13 protein-coding genes and 2 rRNA genes are annotated in these 15,728 nt (G+C 56.2%); 8 read left to right on the top strand and 7 right to left on the bottom strand.

Annotated elements, in window-relative coordinates; genetic code table 11:
- The 3 genes from OXE05_11345 to OXE05_11355 all read left to right on the top strand — a co-directional run.
- Positions 1 to 537 (top strand): hypothetical protein (locus OXE05_11345; GenBank protein MCY4437913.1); only part of this gene is annotated, 537 nt, incomplete at its 5' end.
- A 116-nt stretch (positions 538 to 653) separates the two neighbouring features.
- The gene (locus OXE05_11350; protein MCY4437914.1) at positions 654 to 1,508 is read left to right on the top strand and encodes a hypothetical protein; all 855 of its coding nucleotides are present in this window, start codon (positions 654 to 656) and stop codon (positions 1,506 to 1,508) included.
- Between the two features lie 210 nt (positions 1,509 to 1,718).
- Positions 1,719 to 2,360 (top strand): SRPBCC family protein, encoded by a 642-nt coding sequence (locus OXE05_11355; protein ID MCY4437915.1) that lies wholly within the window; start codon positions 1,719 to 1,721, stop codon positions 2,358 to 2,360.
- Positions 2,361 to 2,482: 122 nt separating this feature from the next.
- On the opposite strand, the gene OXE05_11360 is transcribed toward OXE05_11355, so the two are convergent.
- Positions 2,483 to 2,929 carry a DUF2177 family protein gene (locus tag OXE05_11360; protein ID MCY4437916.1) on the bottom strand — a complete coding sequence of 149 codons (447 nt, stop codon included), beginning with the start codon at positions 2,927 to 2,929 and terminating at the stop codon, positions 2,483 to 2,485.
- 236 nt (positions 2,930 to 3,165) lie between these two features.
- On the opposite strand from OXE05_11360, the gene OXE05_11365 reads away from it, so the two are divergent.
- The 5 genes from OXE05_11365 to OXE05_11385 all read left to right on the top strand — a co-directional run bounded on the left by OXE05_11365 (position 3,166) and on the right by OXE05_11385 (position 10,739).
- Complete coding sequence (locus OXE05_11365) at positions 3,166 to 3,813, top strand: hypothetical protein (protein MCY4437917.1); 648 nt, start codon at positions 3,166 to 3,168, stop codon at positions 3,811 to 3,813.
- A gap of 78 nt (positions 3,814 to 3,891) precedes the next feature.
- Positions 3,892 to 4,995 (top strand): Gfo/Idh/MocA family oxidoreductase, encoded by a 1,104-nt coding sequence (locus tag OXE05_11370; GenBank protein MCY4437918.1) that lies wholly within the window; start codon positions 3,892 to 3,894, stop codon positions 4,993 to 4,995.
- Positions 4,996 to 5,344: 349 nt separating this feature from the next.
- Entirely contained in the window at positions 5,345 to 8,305 is a 2,961-nt protein-coding gene (locus OXE05_11375) for an insulinase family protein (protein MCY4437919.1), read from the top strand.
- Between the two features lie 355 nt (positions 8,306 to 8,660).
- Positions 8,661 to 9,611 carry a tyrosine-type recombinase/integrase gene (locus OXE05_11380; protein ID MCY4437920.1) on the top strand — a complete coding sequence of 317 codons (951 nt, stop codon included), beginning with the start codon at positions 8,661 to 8,663 and terminating at the stop codon, positions 9,609 to 9,611.
- 120 nt (positions 9,612 to 9,731) lie between these two features.
- The gene (locus tag OXE05_11385) at positions 9,732 to 10,739 is read left to right on the top strand and encodes a dienelactone hydrolase family protein (protein ID MCY4437921.1); all 1,008 of its coding nucleotides are present in this window, start codon (positions 9,732 to 9,734) and stop codon (positions 10,737 to 10,739) included.
- Between the two features lie 163 nt (positions 10,740 to 10,902).
- Here the strand turns inward: OXE05_11385 and OXE05_11390 are convergent, their stop codons facing one another.
- The 6 genes from OXE05_11390 to OXE05_11415 all read right to left on the bottom strand — a co-directional run.
- Positions 10,903 to 12,330 carry an extracellular solute-binding protein gene (locus OXE05_11390; protein ID MCY4437922.1) on the bottom strand — a complete coding sequence of 476 codons (1,428 nt, stop codon included), beginning with the start codon at positions 12,328 to 12,330 and terminating at the stop codon, positions 10,903 to 10,905.
- An 830-nt stretch (positions 12,331 to 13,160) separates the two neighbouring features.
- Positions 13,161 to 13,967 carry a ribonuclease H-like domain-containing protein gene (locus OXE05_11395; GenBank protein ID MCY4437923.1) on the bottom strand — a complete coding sequence of 269 codons (807 nt, stop codon included), beginning with the start codon at positions 13,965 to 13,967 and terminating at the stop codon, positions 13,161 to 13,163.
- A gap of 279 nt (positions 13,968 to 14,246) precedes the next feature.
- A complete protein-coding gene (locus tag OXE05_11400; protein MCY4437924.1) occupies positions 14,247 to 14,465 on the bottom strand; it encodes a type II toxin-antitoxin system HicB family antitoxin in 219 nt (72 codons plus the stop codon).
- A 50-nt stretch (positions 14,466 to 14,515) separates the two neighbouring features.
- Positions 14,516 to 15,007, bottom strand: a complete 492-nt coding sequence (locus OXE05_11405; protein MCY4437925.1) for a Smr/MutS family protein — start codon at positions 15,005 to 15,007, stop codon at positions 14,516 to 14,518.
- 66 nt (positions 15,008 to 15,073) lie between these two features.
- A 5S ribosomal RNA gene (gene rrf, locus OXE05_11410) occupies positions 15,074 to 15,189 on the bottom strand.
- 239 nt (positions 15,190 to 15,428) lie between these two features.
- Positions 15,429 to 15,728 (bottom strand): 23S ribosomal RNA (locus tag OXE05_11415); the annotation flags it as partial.

Consider the following 15,728-nt stretch of genomic DNA (forward strand, 5'->3'; position numbering starts at 1 on the left):
CAGGCGGCAACGGTAATGGCAACTACTCCTACCGGGCAGGGGCTGATGGCCTCTTGGCAAGAGCTTGGCACAGTCGTTGAATGGAAGGCATTGCGTGAAGGTACCTATGCTCACTATGACCCCAACCGAGAGCGTATCGTGCTCAATCAGAGGTACGCACAGGATTTCAGCCTAGACCTTATGGCAGCAGTACTGGCGCATGAGATTATACATGCGTATTACCATCAAGTTGTACGTGAGGGAAGCGCACCTACTTCCAAAGAGGAATGCATAGTCGAAGAAGTGCTGGCAATAGCAGTTGATCTTGTGTGGTGGTATGAGCGGTTTGGCATATATGGAAAGCCAAGCCCGAACCAGCTTGACCAAGGGCAGAACTACATGCTGGAGATTTGGCTAAAGGCCGCAGCACAACACGCAGCGAGTAACAATCCCAGCGATAATGCAGTAGCGGTGGTGATGGAATACATGTACGAGGAGATAAAGGACAAGCCGCATGTGCTCTACTGTGACAGCTTCCCCAGCGAGCAGCAACTCTAGTGTTATGTAGTGGGAGTTGACGTTGGAGGGAGACTACCCCTATACATTTCGGTAGTAAGTGCGCGGATTTTACACCTTGAAAACTACAATTCGGGCACACTGGAGAAACAAAGAATATGGCAAAACAGAGGTCATACCAGGAGAAGTTATCTCTTTCTGACTTGGAGATCGAAGTGATAGTCCTGAAGGCATCTCTAGACTTAATTGACGATATGGTCAATCGTGAAACTATGTGTTTCTACTCTTGCGATAATTCGTCCGAAGCAGAGGTAAAGTTCACAACTCGAATTCATCAAGCTTATTTCAGCATCTTGCTCGTGGATTTCCTATCGTCTCCTGACAAAAAGCTTCTTCGTGGTTGTGGGAATTACCTTCAAAGGCTGGACGCAATAGGCGAAAGTCCGTTGCTGGGTGATTCTAAAGTGGAAGCCTTATCTGGAGCTGTCAAGTCCTTTAGACGCTGGCTCGAAGAAAAAGAAATTAATGTACAAACATGGTTTCCTGCTTTGAATCTGAAGATCGACCTAGCAATTGAGAGGCAGCAATTCATCACTATATGCGGCAATATGAGCAAGCATCACTTTACACGGCAAACCAGACAGGCAGAAAAACTACAGAAACTCTTAAAAGAAAACGACTACTGTTTTCCTATTGATAAGTGCCTGATGGCATTGGAAGATTTCTACACCCGCTTCGGTGAAGACATTCTCTTGTATCACGCAACCATGCTTGCAAAGTTCCTAAATGACATACGATGGGGCATCTACGAATATGCACATGTTGAGCGAGTACGGAGCATTGCAAGTAGATACGACGAAAACTTAGAGTTGACACGGTATGAGTACTGCTACCCGAAGAGCATTTCATCTAGGCTCGGGGAGACTTCCTATTGGGATTTGATGAACGCTGTTGAGAAGCCGCCTTCCATCCCTAGGTTTGAGGTCAACAGGCTTCTTAAGGAGCACTATTGATGAGGCTTCCCACTGGAACGGATGATTCTCGATTGCGAGAGGTCCACGATGTGCATGTTCCAAACTCAACAGATTGTTTGCTTAGGGCAGATTCTTACTGGCAAAGTCAATTGAAGTATATGAGATGATGGAAACTACTACCGACGAATTTCGGACACTTGTGCGCCACAGTGTATCAGAGTTGAGTCGATGAAGATTACAGGAGAGACTATGGAATTCGATTTTGAGAGTTACCTCAGCGCTTTAGAGCGCTCCGTGTCGTACTTGGAGAGAGACGGCAAGTCCGCGAACGCGGTTACACTTGCCCGCAGCATCGCAACGACGCCCGCAGACCTCTGGGACGCCGTGACAAACAAGGAGCGCATCCCGCGCTGGTTCTCGGGGATCAGCGGAGACTTAGAACTTGGGGGGAAATTTCAGATCGAAGGCAACGCGAGCTGTACGATTACGGCGTGCGAGCCGCAAGCGCACTTTGCCCTCACCTGGGAGTTTGCCGGGGACGTGAGCTGGGTGGAGGTGCGCCTTACGGAAACTGGAATTGGTAGCGTGCAACTGTCACTCACGCACACTGCGCTGCTATCGCCGTTTTGGGACCAATACGGTCCGGGAGCAGTCGGCGTGGGCTGGGAGACGGCTTTCCTGGGACTCACCCTTCTTCTCGAACAGCCGGGCTGGACCAAGCCGGACGAAATGGAGTTTGCCACTTCAGCGGCAGGTAAAGCCTTCATCTCCGGCAGCAGCGAGGGCTGGGCCCAAGCGTCAATTGCAGCCGGAACAGACACCGAGAAGGCGCACGCCGCGGCACGGAACACCACCGCGTTCTACACCGGCGCAGAAGCTAGCCCCTCCTAACGCGAAGGTCGCTGAGCTCATCCACAGCGTTAATCACTCCTGCATGGACGGAATGCCGTACCAATGGCGCCTTGCTGCCACATGCAACTGTCCTTTGGAAAGCTAAGGATTAAGGCGCAACGCTAAGAACTGGTCCGGCGCAACGTCACATAGGTCACGACCGTTGAGGTAATGAGGCTTAGTAAGCCTCCAATGAGAATGTCCACAGGCACCAGGATCCCGGGCCACGTGGCAAGCATCAAGAAGATCGGCACTATGTACGTGGCGTAAGCCGCGCAGCCCAGCACAAAGCTGTTCTGCATCGCCTTGCGCAGGTTGCGCTCCTTAACTGCCGGCTCAATTGCAAGGTAGCTATTGGCGAGGGCAATCAGCAAGAGAAACGCCAGCAGGGAGACAAACTCACCCCCGCCCCACGTATCCGGCTGCTTCCCAAAGCTATCAAAGAGCACATTGTTGCCGCTTTCCTCATACAGACTCTCGTACATATTCTGCGCAATAGGCGAGAAGTTCCAACCTATGTCAATAACCGTGTATACGACGAATGCGGCAATGAACCTGACGAAATGCATAATTACCTCAATTCTTGTTTCTGTTCAGTCACTAGCCCCAAGCGTATGTTCCAACATTCTTGGTTAGCCTGCAAGCTCTATGACCTTGGCACGGGCACGAAATACCTGAGATCCCTGGGCATATGGTGAGCGGCCAGCACACTTACGATTCACATGTCTATGCAATATACTGAGCTTGAGCAACGTATCCGAGCGGTGCAACACCGCAGAATCTTCGGAGAGTTCAGGAGGAATTAGTGCTGACTTCAATTGCCGGGCATGAGCGACTTAGCTTCAGATTTGCGCCCATTTATGTAGTGTTATTGGCCTTTATGCTCAGTTTCGCTTGTTTCTTATTTCTTGCAGAGCAAGTGTACGCCTGCAGTTGTGCGGTACCCGGTCCGCCTGCGGAAGAGCTGGCGAAGTTTGACGCGGTATTCGTGGGCAAAGTCTTCGTGGTGCAGCACTCCTATGACCCTGAAGGAAAGACTGTCACACCGGAGGACCGCTCCACCATCGGCTTTGAAGTCAGCACGGTTTGGAAAGGCGCTGTCCACGAAGTCACGTACATCACGACGCCCCCGACCGGCGGCAGCTGCGGCTACACGTTCGTTGAAGGCGAAGAGTACATCGTCTACGCTTCAGACAGCCATTACGATGACGACAGCTACACGGCGAGTATTTGCAGCCGCACCGCCCTCCTGAGTGCCGCGCAAGCCGACCTTGATGCGCTGGGAGAGGGTGAAACTCCACAGGCGGGAACGAAAGGACCGTCCCCCACAGACTCTGAAGACACTGCAACCGGCATCAGTGCAGGTTGGGTCTTTGCCCTAGTCCTTGCCGCGGCCATGCTCCTCGTGGGGGCAGGCGGTTTCGTGGAGTATGCCAGACCTGGGCGCGAATAGGTTGCGCGTCTTGCGCAATGCGCCTTTCCAAGCAGGCTCTCGCCGTAACAAAGGATTGCGAAAACTTGGAGGCACACCATGAGAGTTCGTTCGCATGACCCGGATTGGGAAGGCCCCCGTGCGGACTTGGAAGTGGCCGCTTCGGCGCCCAAGGGCCATTACCGCGCCGCCGTGGTGGGTTGCGGACGCATGGGTAGTACCATTGACGACGAGCACGTTGGCAAGCCCCACTATCCCTGGCCGTGGGCCCATGCCCCGGCGATCATTGAAGCGCGCAATGTCGAACTCGTTGCCGGTGTCGACTACGATCAGAGACGGCTGGCCTATTTTGGTGAGCGCTGGGGCGTGAAGGCCCTCTACACCGACTTGCGCGAGATGGTTGCCAAAGAACGCCCTGACATTGTCTGCGTCACCACTGGGCCGGTGGAACGCGCAGAGGCGGTTACTGCATTGGCAGAGGCCGGTGTCAAGGCAATCTATGCCACCAAGCCCATGTGCCGCACTCCCGCCGAGGCCGACGCGATGATCGAGGCCTGCCGCCGCACCGGCACTATCCTCGCCATCGCCGCCCACCTCAATTGGTACGCGCCATACACGAATGCGAAAGCCCTCATCGACAGCGGCGAACTAGGGCCCTTGCGCTCGATGGTCTGCCAAAGTCCGATGCCGCTCTCGAACATTCACAGCCATACGCTATGCCTCTTTAGTCTATTCGTTGGCGCTCCCGCGCGCTGGGTGCAGGGTCACATGGACGATCCCGAAACCGCCAAGACCAATGAAGACCAGAGCGGCTCGGGCATGATTGGCTACGAAAACGGCGTGCTGGGTTTTCTCAATTCTCACGCGCCCTGGCGGAGTTGGAGCATGGAGTTCAACTGCGAGCGCGGCCGTGTCTTCACCCGCAACCACCACGCCTGGTTCGAATTGTGGGGACGAGGCGAAAATGAATTAGATGGTGAATACCAGCGGCAGTTCCCCTTCCCTTGGCGTCCCCGCAGTTCCATGACTGACGCCATCGAAGGTGTCGCCCGCTCAATCGAAGCCGGTGTGGAAGAGTCCTGCCCCGGCGAATTCGGGCGCGAAGCCCTGGAGATCGGCATCGCCATTCGCGAGTCCTATCGCAGCGGCCAACGCATGGAGCTGCCCCTGCAAGACCGCAGCCTCCGCCTCGGCGGCTACTAGTCTAGACTCCGCTACAAGAGCTCCAAACTTCGGTCGTCTGGCTATGCTACAATTAATTCGGATAGCTCTTGCACTGGGGATAGTGCTGAGTGTGATTGGGTTTGGCGGCTTTCAGTTCGGTATTGACTGGGCTAATGCTGCTAATTCTGGGCGTCACGATTGATGGCGCTATGCGATTCTTTCAGCTTCCTGCCTACCGTTTGATAATTAAATAGCAAGAGTGAGACTTTGGTAGGAATAGCCAGATAGTGGTAAACACTGCACGTTGCGCAGCCATGGTACGGCGAAGTACCGGGCTGCAATGCAGATTGCATTGTCGCTTTGAGGTGGACACAGTAAGGAGAAGGTGGTGTCTAAATTTGTAAGGTCAATTCTCTTTGGCGTGTTAATCGCGTCGATAGCAGTGGTGTTAGCTGGGTGTAGCGTTCAGCCTGTAGCGGAACCCCCACCTGCGCCAACTGCCCCGCCGGTTGCCACAGAAGTTCCCGCACCTACACCGCCGCCTGAGCCGGCTGCACCGACACCCATACCGGTTGCGGAGCTCACGCCCGATTCGGTTTTGCCGCTTGATCCTGTGGTGACGCATGGCACGCTGAGCAACGGCATGACCTATTACATCAGGCACAACGAAGAGCCCAGGAACCGCGTGCAGTTGATGATGGTCGTGCGGGCCGGTTCCGTCCTTGAGGAAGAATCGGAGCGTGGGCTGGCGCACTTCGCCGAGCATATGGCCTTCAACGGCACTGAACGCTTTGAAAAACAGCAGATCGTCGAGTACCTCGAGTCTCTCGGCGTCAACTTTGGCCCGGACCTCAACGCCTCCACCGGCTTTGATACCACGACGTATGAACTTGAGGTCCCGACCGAAGATGCGGAAGTCCTGGAAACTGCGTTCCAGATCCTCAGCGATTGGGCTTACGCCATCTCGTTCGATCCGGAAGAGGTTGAAAAGGAACGCGGTGTGGTCATTGAAGAGTGGCGCACGAGGTTGGGATACAGCGATCGGTTCCTCAACCATTGGATACCCTTGGTATTCGGCTCCTCGCGCTATACCGACCGTCTGCCTATCGGCCTCTTGGAAGTCCTAGAGAATGCGACGGCAGAAGACTTGCGCGGCTTTTACGAACGCTGGTATCGACCCAATCTGATGGCAGTAGTCGTCGTCGGCGACATCGACGTAGCTGAAATGGAAACTCTCGTGCGCCGTCACTTCGCGCCGCCTCCCGAAGGGGAAGCGATGCAAGAGCGTGCCGCCATACAACCGCCTACGGAGCGGCCCCGCTACCCAGTGCCGAGCCACGCTGAACCGCGCGTGACGGTGTTTACGGACCCCGAGGCAACGGGCACGAGTACGTTCTTAGTACGCACGATTCCCTCGGGCTACGGCGTGACGCTGTCAGCCTACCGGGATATTCTGATCGAGCGGCTCTCTTTCATGATGTTCAACGCGAGGCTGTTCGAGCTTAGCCGGACGCCGAGTCCACCGTACCTCGGTGCAAGTGCGGGACGCGGAGGACTATCGGACACTGCGGACATGTTCGTCTTCTCGCTCGCTATTGAGAAAGACGGTGTCGAAAACGGTCTTAACGCCATGCTCGAAGAGATGCAGCGCGTGCGCCAGCATGGTTTCACGACATCCGAACTAGACCGTGAAAAGGCTAATTTGCTTAGCTTTATGGAAAGTTACTTCGAAAGACGGGGTCAACTGGAGTCTCGGTCGCTCGCTCAGGAGTATATCGAACACTTTTTGAGCAGCACAGTCGCCCCGGGCGTAGAAATGGAATGGGAACTGACCCAGCATCTCTTGCCGCAGATTACCCTGGGTGAGGTCGACGCGTTTGCTCACTCTTGGAGCGACCCGGGCAACACCGTCCTGCTGGTAACCGGCCCCGAAGACATTGGCCCGGGCACCAAGGACGAGTTGAAAGAGGCAGTAACGCAACAGCTCGTAACTGCACACATGCTTGATGTGGCGGGCTACGAGGATGAAGCCGCGGACCAGACTCTCTTAGCGTCAATACCAACAGAGGGCTCAATTACGGCGGAGCAGCAGATCGAGTCCATCGATGCCGTACAGTGGACGCTTTCCAACGGCATTACCGTCGTCGCCAAGCAGACCGACTTCAACAACGACCAAGTGCTCTTCCGGTCCTTCAGTCCGGGAGGCACCTCGCTCGTGTCTGACGAGGACTATATCTCGGCCACGCACGCCGCCTCTCTCGTTGCCGGGAGCGGGGCCGGCCCGCATGACAGCGTTGCACTAGACAAGCTCTTAGCCGGCAAGCGGGTAGCGGTGTCCCCTTACATCGGCTCGCAGTTTGAAGGATTCGGCGGTAGTGCTTCGCCGCAGGACCTGGAGACGCTGTTCCAACTGATCACCCTGTACGCCACCGACCCGAATATTGACCCCGTTTACTTTGAGACCTACGTTACCAGGTTGCAGGACGCGGCCGAGAACCGCCTCATGGACCCGGATACACTGTTCTTCGACGAAGTACGTAGAATTCTCTTCCAAGACCACTACCGGCGGCGCCCGCTCACCGTCGAGTTGCTTGATGAATTAGATATGGAGCGCGCACTGGCAGTGTACACGGACCGCTTTGCGGACGTGGGCGACTCAACGTTTGTGTTTGTGGGCGCATTCGATTGGGACGCGCTGCGCGCGTTGACCGAGACGTACTTGGCCAGTCTGCCGGTTTCCGGTCGTGCCGAGCAGTGGCAAGACCCCAATATCGATCCACCGTCCGATCTCATAGACGAGGAAGTCTATTTCGGCATCGAGCCACGGAGCACGACGATTTTGATATTCGCCGGGGACTTGGAGTGGGACCGGCAGGAAGCATTGATTATTGCGCTCATGGGCGAAATTCTCCAAATTCGCTTGCGCGAAGAGATTCGTGAGGAACTCGGCGGCACGTACGGCGTGAGCGTTAGCGCCTCAACCTCCTCAATCCCAGACTCCGAGTACCAAGTATACGCCTACTTTGGCAGCGATCCCGATCGCGTTGAGGAACTCTTTGCCGCAATCCAGCGAGAGCTGAACTGGCTGATTGATGGCGGCGAACAGAAGTATCTCGACACTTCCAAAGAGCTCTTCCGTTCATCCAGAGAGGAGCAAGTCGAGGAGAATTCCTTCTGGCTGGGCCAAATCAGATCTGTACTACAGCGCGGCGAAGACTTTGCCGTGATCAATAGTTACTTAGACCGTTTGGATGCTGTGACCTTAGACCAAGTGTCGGCAGCAGCCGAACGCTACCTAACTCTTGACCGCTACATTCGTGTCGTGCTCTTCCCCAAGGAAGAGGAATAGACGATTACCCATCCCGCTGGAGCAGGCAGATTGAATTCTCCTGTTCCAGCGAGATTTGTCATGCATAATTCTACGTAACAGTTCTGCGCGGCCCATTGAAGTGCTGCCGCATCTGCCGTTGCGATTTCGCATTGTCTCTATGCGCACTTTGCCATCTGGACTGATCTCGGTGATCTAGTGCGGTTCCCAAGCGTTTCTCAGCCACGAATTCAGCAATCTCTTTAGGTGCATCTCAACTCTGCCAATTGACGGTTATAGTCCAAGCCAGCCAGTTCTCATCCAAACAGTCACGTGGAACGCTGACAACTACTTGCGTCTTCACATGCTTTCTCCGGCTTCCAGTTAGGACTCTCTTATGACTACTCTTGAGTCGCCACCTCTCTGGCAGGACTGTAGTCAATTTCTTGACTACTGCGGTTATCTCAACCGTTCCCCTCAAACGGTTCGGACCTATGAGCAGATGCTTAGAGACTTCGTTTCCTACTGCACAAGAACGAACCGTCCCGTGACATGTGTTGAAGACCTCACGTTGCCCGTAATCACGGCATTCCTGGCCTGGAAGCGCACACATACGAGCGCGTCGACTCTCGCAAAGTATGCATCGTGCCTGCGCAGTATGCTCCGTTACTTTAGCTTGCATGAGGATCGCGCCGTACTTGCTTACGACAAGGTGCAACTCCCAAAATTGCAGCGCCACGCGCCGCGCAACGTCCCTACCGCTGAAGACATCGTGCACCTCTTCCGTTCCATCCCACAGGATTCCTCCCAGGGGAGACGTGATCGTGCGCTCGTCATGCTCTTTTTCTCTACGGGGCTGCGCTTGGCGGAACTCTGCGCGCTCGACCGTGCCGATCTGCCGTTAGAGCGTCTCGGCGCCGACCAACTGCTGCAGATCATCATTCGGGGCAAAGGCGACAAAGACCGGCCGGTCTTTCTACAGCAAGGCGCGCAATTGGCGGTGCGCGAGTATCTGGCCACCCGTGAAGACGATTTTCCACCGCTCTTCATTCGCTATCGTCCCGGCAAGTCCGCTGAGGATGACGCCGAGGACAGGGAGAAGCGGCTCTCGCCACGCATGGTACGCAAGATCATTACGCAACATGCCCGAAGATCCGGTGTGGGGCATCTGGCGCCCCACGCGTTACGACATGGCTTTGCGGTGGACCTATTGCGAAACGACGTGAACCTACGTGTAATCCAGGAGCTCCTCGGCCACTCCAGCCTTTCCACAACCCAGATTTACACCCACCTTGTGAATCGTGCTTTGGCGGATGCCGTGCGCCATCGAGCAGATCCCGTGGGGTAGAACGACTGCGCCGAAGAGCGACGAACGCCGCCTGAGGCTTGCGCGCTCAGGCTACTCTTAGGCAAACACGGTAGGGTGTCCAACAAACTAACTGTCTATTCATGCCCCCGGAGGTTGACTATGAACGTGCGAGATATGGCAAATGCAGGGAAGAATGGCGCCGGTCAGGATACCAGCTTGCGCGATTACATTCTCGAAGAGTTCATAGAAGACTATCAAGAGGGTGAGATCAACCGGCGGGAAGCGCTCCAGCGCATCGCGGGGATCACCGGCAGCGTGGCCCTTGCCAGTAGCATCCTCGCGGCCTGCGGGGCTCCGGAAGAGCAGGAAGCTGCCCCGGATTCTGCCACGGAATCCGCAGCCGAGCAACCTTCGCCAACGACAGAAATGGCAGCCTCGGAAGACTTGCCGCCAGGCGTTACTGTGTCTCCGGACGATCCTAGCATCGATGCACGTGCGGTAGAGATCGCAGTAGGAGACGTGACGCTGCTTGGGTACCTGGCCGGCCCGGCTGGCGACGGCCCGTTCCCCGGCGTGCTGGTGTGCCACGAAAACCGGGGGTTGAATGAGCACATTCGGGACGTTGCCCGACGATTCGGCAGAGACGGCTACGTGGCGCTTGCGCTCGACATGCTATCGCGGCAAGGCGGCACGGAGGCGGCCGGTGGTGCTTCCAGCGCACCTGGGCTGCTGAGTAACATCCCGCCGCAGCAATTCGTGGATGACTTCATGGCCGGGCTGCAATTCCTGCAGTCCCAGGCATTTGTAGCACCCAACCGCCTTGGCATGACCGGCTTCTGTTTCGGCGGCGGCGTCACCTGGCGCTGCGCCACACAGATCTCAGAGTTAAAAGCGGCCGTGCCGTTTTATGGACCGAATCCGCCCCTGGCAGATGTACCGAACATCCAGGCGGCAGTACTTGCCATCTACGCTGAGCAAGACCGGCGCATAAACGCCGGTATCGAGGCGATTGAAGCTGCGATGCAGGAGCACGACAAGACCTTCCAAAAGATCATCTACCCCAACGCCAACCACGCGTTCCACAACGACACCAGTTCGCGCTATCATGCCGAGTCCGCCAATGACGCGTGGAAGCAGATGCTTTCCTGGTTCGCGGAACATGTGTGAGTGCACATTTTGGCGGAGGACTAGCAACAAAGTGCCAGTGTAGCTGCCAAGACTTCAATTCCCTTTACAGAACAAAGAGAGAGCCGCCCCGATTGGGGCGGCTCCTTCTATGGTCAAGCGCTAAGCCTGGTGCAAGACCGAGTAGATGAACTCTTGGCTAGGCTTACTTGGCTGCCTCTTCCGCCAAGATATTCTCCAAAATCGGCTTGACGTTCTTCAGGCCGTCGGCCGGGGCCACCGTGCCGGCGATCATGTCGCCCCAAAGCGGCCGGACCGCTTCTTCGAGCATCCGTGGCCACGCTGAAGTAACGAGCGCGGGATCACCGCCGTTGCCGCCGAGCGGGAGCGAGTTTACGAAGGCATCGACGCGCACACCCGGGCGTTCTTGATACAGATCACGCAGGAACTTCTCCGCGCCTTCCAGACGCGCCGGGATGTTACTGGTAAGCAGGGCCCAGCGGTCCTCGGGAATATGGAACTTGACAAACTCCCAGGCCAAATCGGTTGCCTTTGACTGGGTGCCAACCCCATAGCCCCAGATCTTGAACTCAGGCAGTGAGGACGCGGCCCTCGGGAATGGCGTGAACGCCCAGTCGATATCCGTCGTGTCGCGGTACCCGCCAAGCTGCCAGGAACCCATCTTGATCACGCCGGTTTTGCCGAGGGTGAAGTGAGTGAAACCCGCGCCGGGCTCACCCAAATTCTCATTGGCCTGATCGCGTGAGGGCCAACTTCTGTCCTGGAGTTGCAGCGCAATATAGGACTCATAGGCCTCGATCACTTCCGGCGAATCGCAGGTGATCGACTGGAAGTCATCCGAAATCCAGGCGCCGTCCCAGAGCATGGGCGTATTGGGATAGTAGTTGATGCCGACCCGGTCCAGGCCGTACTGGGTGAACTTACCGCCGGATTCCTTGGTAAGCTGCTGCATCGTGTCACGGAACTCATCCCACGTCCACGAGTTGTCCCAGTCCTCCGAAGGCTCGTCAACGCCGGCATCAGTAAACAGTTGCCGGTTGTAGAGCAGCGCAATCGCCTCACCGTGATGGTAGGTGGTCAGGCCGTAAACTTTGCCCTCGAATGAGGAGAACGTCGTGCGGCCGTCTCTGGCAAACTGCGTCATGTCGTAGTTGTCGCGCTTGATGAGGTCATCCAGCGGCTGGACGAGGCCATTGCGCACATACAAGGGCGGCGCAAGGCACATAAAGCAATCGACCAGGACACCGCCGGCCAACATTGTCGTCAGCTCGATGCCCTGCCCTACCAAGCTGCCTGGGGCCACAACGAGCTCTACGGTAGCGCCCGGGTTGGCCTCGGCAAACGGGTTCAGCATGACGGTCTCTACATTGCCCAGGTCTCGCTCAGAGAACCAAGAGTAGTACTGGATCGTAACTTCCTCGACCACAGGAGCCTCTTCCGCCTGCTTCTCTTCCGCCATCTCCTCCTTGGCTTCGGCTTCGCCTCCCGGCATCGCGGTCGCCGTGCCGCAAGCCGCCAGGATGGTCACGCCCAGCCCGCCAAGGCCGATGCCCGCCAGCAGGTTCCGACGAGTCACACCAGTAGGAATTCTTTCTTCGTACTCAGACTGCATTGCCATTGCCTCCTTGAAAGCATGTAGCTAACCATTAACCACTCAGAGCCACTACTGTAGCCCTAGTGTTCCTTACGTTACTCTCTCTGCCCAGAGTCGTCAAGCAGAATCAATGCGGCGAAATCCCTATGGCTGCCAACAGGCGTTCTAATTGACAGGGTGGTTGAACAAGATACCAGATCATTACCTTCGGAGTGGGCCAAGGCGTCATCCACGTTGCAACCATTCATGCGGTCCCTATTGGGTCTCTTAATGCGATCCCATAGGACCAAACCATCACGCCCAGTGGAACCCCTTCTGTCATTAGCGCTGAGCCTGCCCTACCGTTCGCGCTGAGCCTGTCGAAGCGCAGAGAGTAGCGGTCTTGCTTTATGTAACCAAGAGAATCGCCGGCTATCGACTCGCCAAACCTGAATGTGTCAGGTGACTGGTCGACAGATATCAGAATAAGAGAAGCGGAGCGGAGTGGTGTGTATTCCATGGACGCATATCACATTATCCGCAATTTTGTGAGTGCCTTGGGCACCTGTCATTCCGGTCGGAGCGCAGCGCAGAGAGGAATCTAGAGCTATCAACCCGTTGGACTACGAGAGACGAAAATTCCAGGCTTCTTGCTGCGCTCGAAATCACATAACTGGCTAACACCACCCGATGGAAAGCGGATTCTGTCGACGAGTAATTCAATGCTTACACTTCCGGCAATAGTCGGAATCCGGATACAGGAGGCCTTACAGTTCCGCCTAGGGGAGTGCCTAATCTATGCTGCTCAAGACAGCGGCGATGCAACTGAGAGCCTATCGCACGTGGGTCCGCAACGCGCACACATCGCTCTAATCGCCACTTTTCCGCGACGTTTCCACCACCTGCTCGTGCATCGCGATCATGAGACCGGCGAGGGAGATTATGTCGAGCACATTGTGGTGGAAGACCCCATCGAGGCTGGAGAGGTCACCATTCTCGAGGAACTTGAAGTACATGCCCGGAACTTCGGCCGAGGGCACATCGTCCTGCCGTTTGAAGTCAAGGATGTGGTTCTCGAGTGTCTGCAGGCGGCAATCCGGCAGACTCCGTTGCCAGAGGCGACGCGCGCCGTAGAGCAAATCGCAATGAAGGACATTGCCTACATCCATCTTGATTTTGTGGGTCTTCAAGCGCGCGCGTAACAGCGGCAGATCGAAGCTGGCCCCGTTGAAGGTGGTCATCGTCGGCCATTGGGGCAACGCCTCCGCGACTGCCTGCAGCATGGCGGGCTCTTCCTCCGGGCTGCGAATGAAATGCTGCCGCACCACGAATGCATCGTCCTCAAAGTACCCCAATCCCACCAGAAAGACATACGTCCCCGGCCCACCCAGTCCGGTCGTCTCCGTATCCCAAAACACCATCCGCCGCAGGTCCGGCGGATTGCTGTCCCCGGTCGCGCCACTCACACTCTCATTCTCCGACGTGCTCTGCCCAGATGACTTGGATCCCCCGCGACGATAGGACCGCGGCTTCCGCGCCCCTGCCGTACGCGCCACCTGCGCCGCGTCCACTTCCAGCACCTGCCGCAATGCATACTTGCCGTGCCGGTACTCAGGCGGATTGACCACGCTGCTAACTAAGTGAATGCCAAGCGGAGTCTCGTGAGTTTGCCACATGTGATTCGATCCCTTGCTCTAAACTAGTGTGCGCGATTGGAGCCTTCAATTCTGCAATGTAGAACCGCCGCGGCAATAATCCTGTTGCAGACAGAAAAACAAAGGAGAGGAATAACCTCTCCTACTCGCAGTGCGCACTTCCTTGGAAGAGTACGCGGATGATCAATAGAGTAAAGCTCATAAGTTCCATTGTGTAGCGCACACGCGCCATCTGCCAACCCGTAGCCGCCACTGGCCATCGTAGCCGCACATTTTCACGAGTGATCTTGCACTTCACTCCTACCGGACACTCTGCGTCTGCACCTCGATCAACATAGTTGACGCTTGCGGACTCGGTATGCCGTCCTTTCGCGTGCCTACCAGGTAGGAGGCGATCGCCTGATGTATGTTCTGCGTAACTTCCTCTTGTGCCTCGCCGGTAGCCACGCACCCGGGAAGATCCGGGTCAAACGCCGAAGAGTTCTGCGGCTCCCATTCAATCACGACCGCGTGCTTCATCGGTCACTTCGCCTGCTCAATCCTGCATGCTTAAGATTCTATCCCCTGGACTAGATTGCCTCGTACGCTTTGCGGCTGCCTTTGCCATACGAGCGTAAGCGCCGCTGTCTGACCAGGGAGTCAATGGCGGCTTTCACGGCGGGTTCGCCGCGGCGGCGAAACTTGCCGGTTATCTTGCTGAGGGTGCGTGGGCGTTCGCAGTAGGCATACACCTCTGCCGCGAGCAGCTCGTGGGCCTCAGGGAGGGGTGCGATTGGCCGCACTACGGTGTGACCGAGGTTAGAGTCTACATACTCGCCCGGAGTGAATTCCAAGCGCCCCTCATCCGCCTGCCGTGCCAAGAACTGTTGCAACCGCTTGCGCAGCACGCCGCCGGATCCGGCCGAACCGTAGCCGTGAATAACGTCCACGGCGGCGGCCGGGCCACCTGCAGAGCCTTGGAGCCATTCATTATAGAACCCGATAAAGTCTTGCAGAGCTTCTTGCCAGGTTAGCTCGTGAAGGTCCAATTCATGAGCAGACCGAACATCATGGATGGTCATTGCAGATCAAGTATTCTGTTGAACATTCAGGTTGCGCCCGCGCGATCTCGCCGAGATTCAAAAATCCTTGGGCAACGGCCTATTTTCCCACACAGTCGCCCGTGAAGTATCGTCGGTGCTGAGGGGCTTAACTACCGTGTTCGGGATGGGAACGGGTGTACCTCCCTCGCCTTGTCACCCAAGGAATTCTTGACTGGAATATGGAAACGTGTCGTAGATGCACTGCCACGCAATGTGCTGCGGCAAGCGCACATCAAGAAACGACGCGTTATGTCAATGTGCAGTCGTGAACAATGCGCAAGTCTTGATTGAGTGTGTTTAGCGTGCTTGCACGCCAAAGATAGCTGACCAAGGTGAGAGCATTCCCGCGCTTAGAGAATGACTCACAGATTGCAGAACTCCAAATTTGCCAATTAGAAGCGCGGCTAAGTCCTCGACCATTAGTACCGCTCGGCTGAACGCGTTACCGCGCTTACACCTGCGGCCTATCAACCAGATAATCTCTCTGGGGTCTTACCTCTCGCCGCAATGCAGCGAGAGTGGGGAACCTAATCTTGAGGCTGGCTTCCCGCTTAGATGCTTTCAGCGGTTATCCATTCCGCACGTAGCTACCCAGCAATGCCTCTGGCGAGACAACTGGTACACCAGCGGTGCGTCCACCCCGGTCCTCTCGTACTAGGGGCAGCTCCTCGCAAGTTCCCTGCGCCTGCGGAGGATAGAG

This window comes from Chloroflexota bacterium (assembly GCA_026710945.1).
GTDB lineage: Bacteria > Chloroflexota > UBA11872 > VXOZ01 > VXOZ01 > VXOZ01.

What these genes read in the sequence shown, in the direction of transcription:
- OXE05_11350 (MCY4437914.1), top strand. Translation starts at nt 654, where the DNA reads ATGGCAAAACAGAGGTCATACCAGGAGAAGTTATCTCTTTCTGACTTG.
- OXE05_11355 (MCY4437915.1), top strand. Translation starts at nt 1,719, where the DNA reads ATGGAATTCGATTTTGAGAGTTACCTCAGCGCTTTAGAGCGCTCCGTG.
- OXE05_11360 (MCY4437916.1), bottom strand. Translation starts at nt 2,929, where the DNA reads ATGCATTTCGTCAGGTTCATTGCCGCATTCGTCGTATACACGGTTATT.
- OXE05_11370 (MCY4437918.1), top strand. Translation starts at nt 3,892, where the DNA reads ATGAGAGTTCGTTCGCATGACCCGGATTGGGAAGGCCCCCGTGCGGAC.
- OXE05_11380 (MCY4437920.1), top strand. Translation starts at nt 8,661, where the DNA reads ATGACTACTCTTGAGTCGCCACCTCTCTGGCAGGACTGTAGTCAATTT.
- OXE05_11385 (MCY4437921.1), top strand. Translation starts at nt 9,732, where the DNA reads ATGAACGTGCGAGATATGGCAAATGCAGGGAAGAATGGCGCCGGTCAG.
- OXE05_11390 (MCY4437922.1), bottom strand. Translation starts at nt 12,330, where the DNA reads ATGCAGTCTGAGTACGAAGAAAGAATTCCTACTGGTGTGACTCGTCGG.
- OXE05_11395 (MCY4437923.1), bottom strand. Translation starts at nt 13,967, where the DNA reads ATGTGGCAAACTCACGAGACTCCGCTTGGCATTCACTTAGTTAGCAGC.
- OXE05_11400 (MCY4437924.1), bottom strand. Translation starts at nt 14,465, where the DNA reads ATGAAGCACGCGGTCGTGATTGAATGGGAGCCGCAGAACTCTTCGGCG.
- OXE05_11405 (MCY4437925.1), bottom strand. Translation starts at nt 15,007, where the DNA reads ATGACCATCCATGATGTTCGGTCTGCTCATGAATTGGACCTTCACGAG.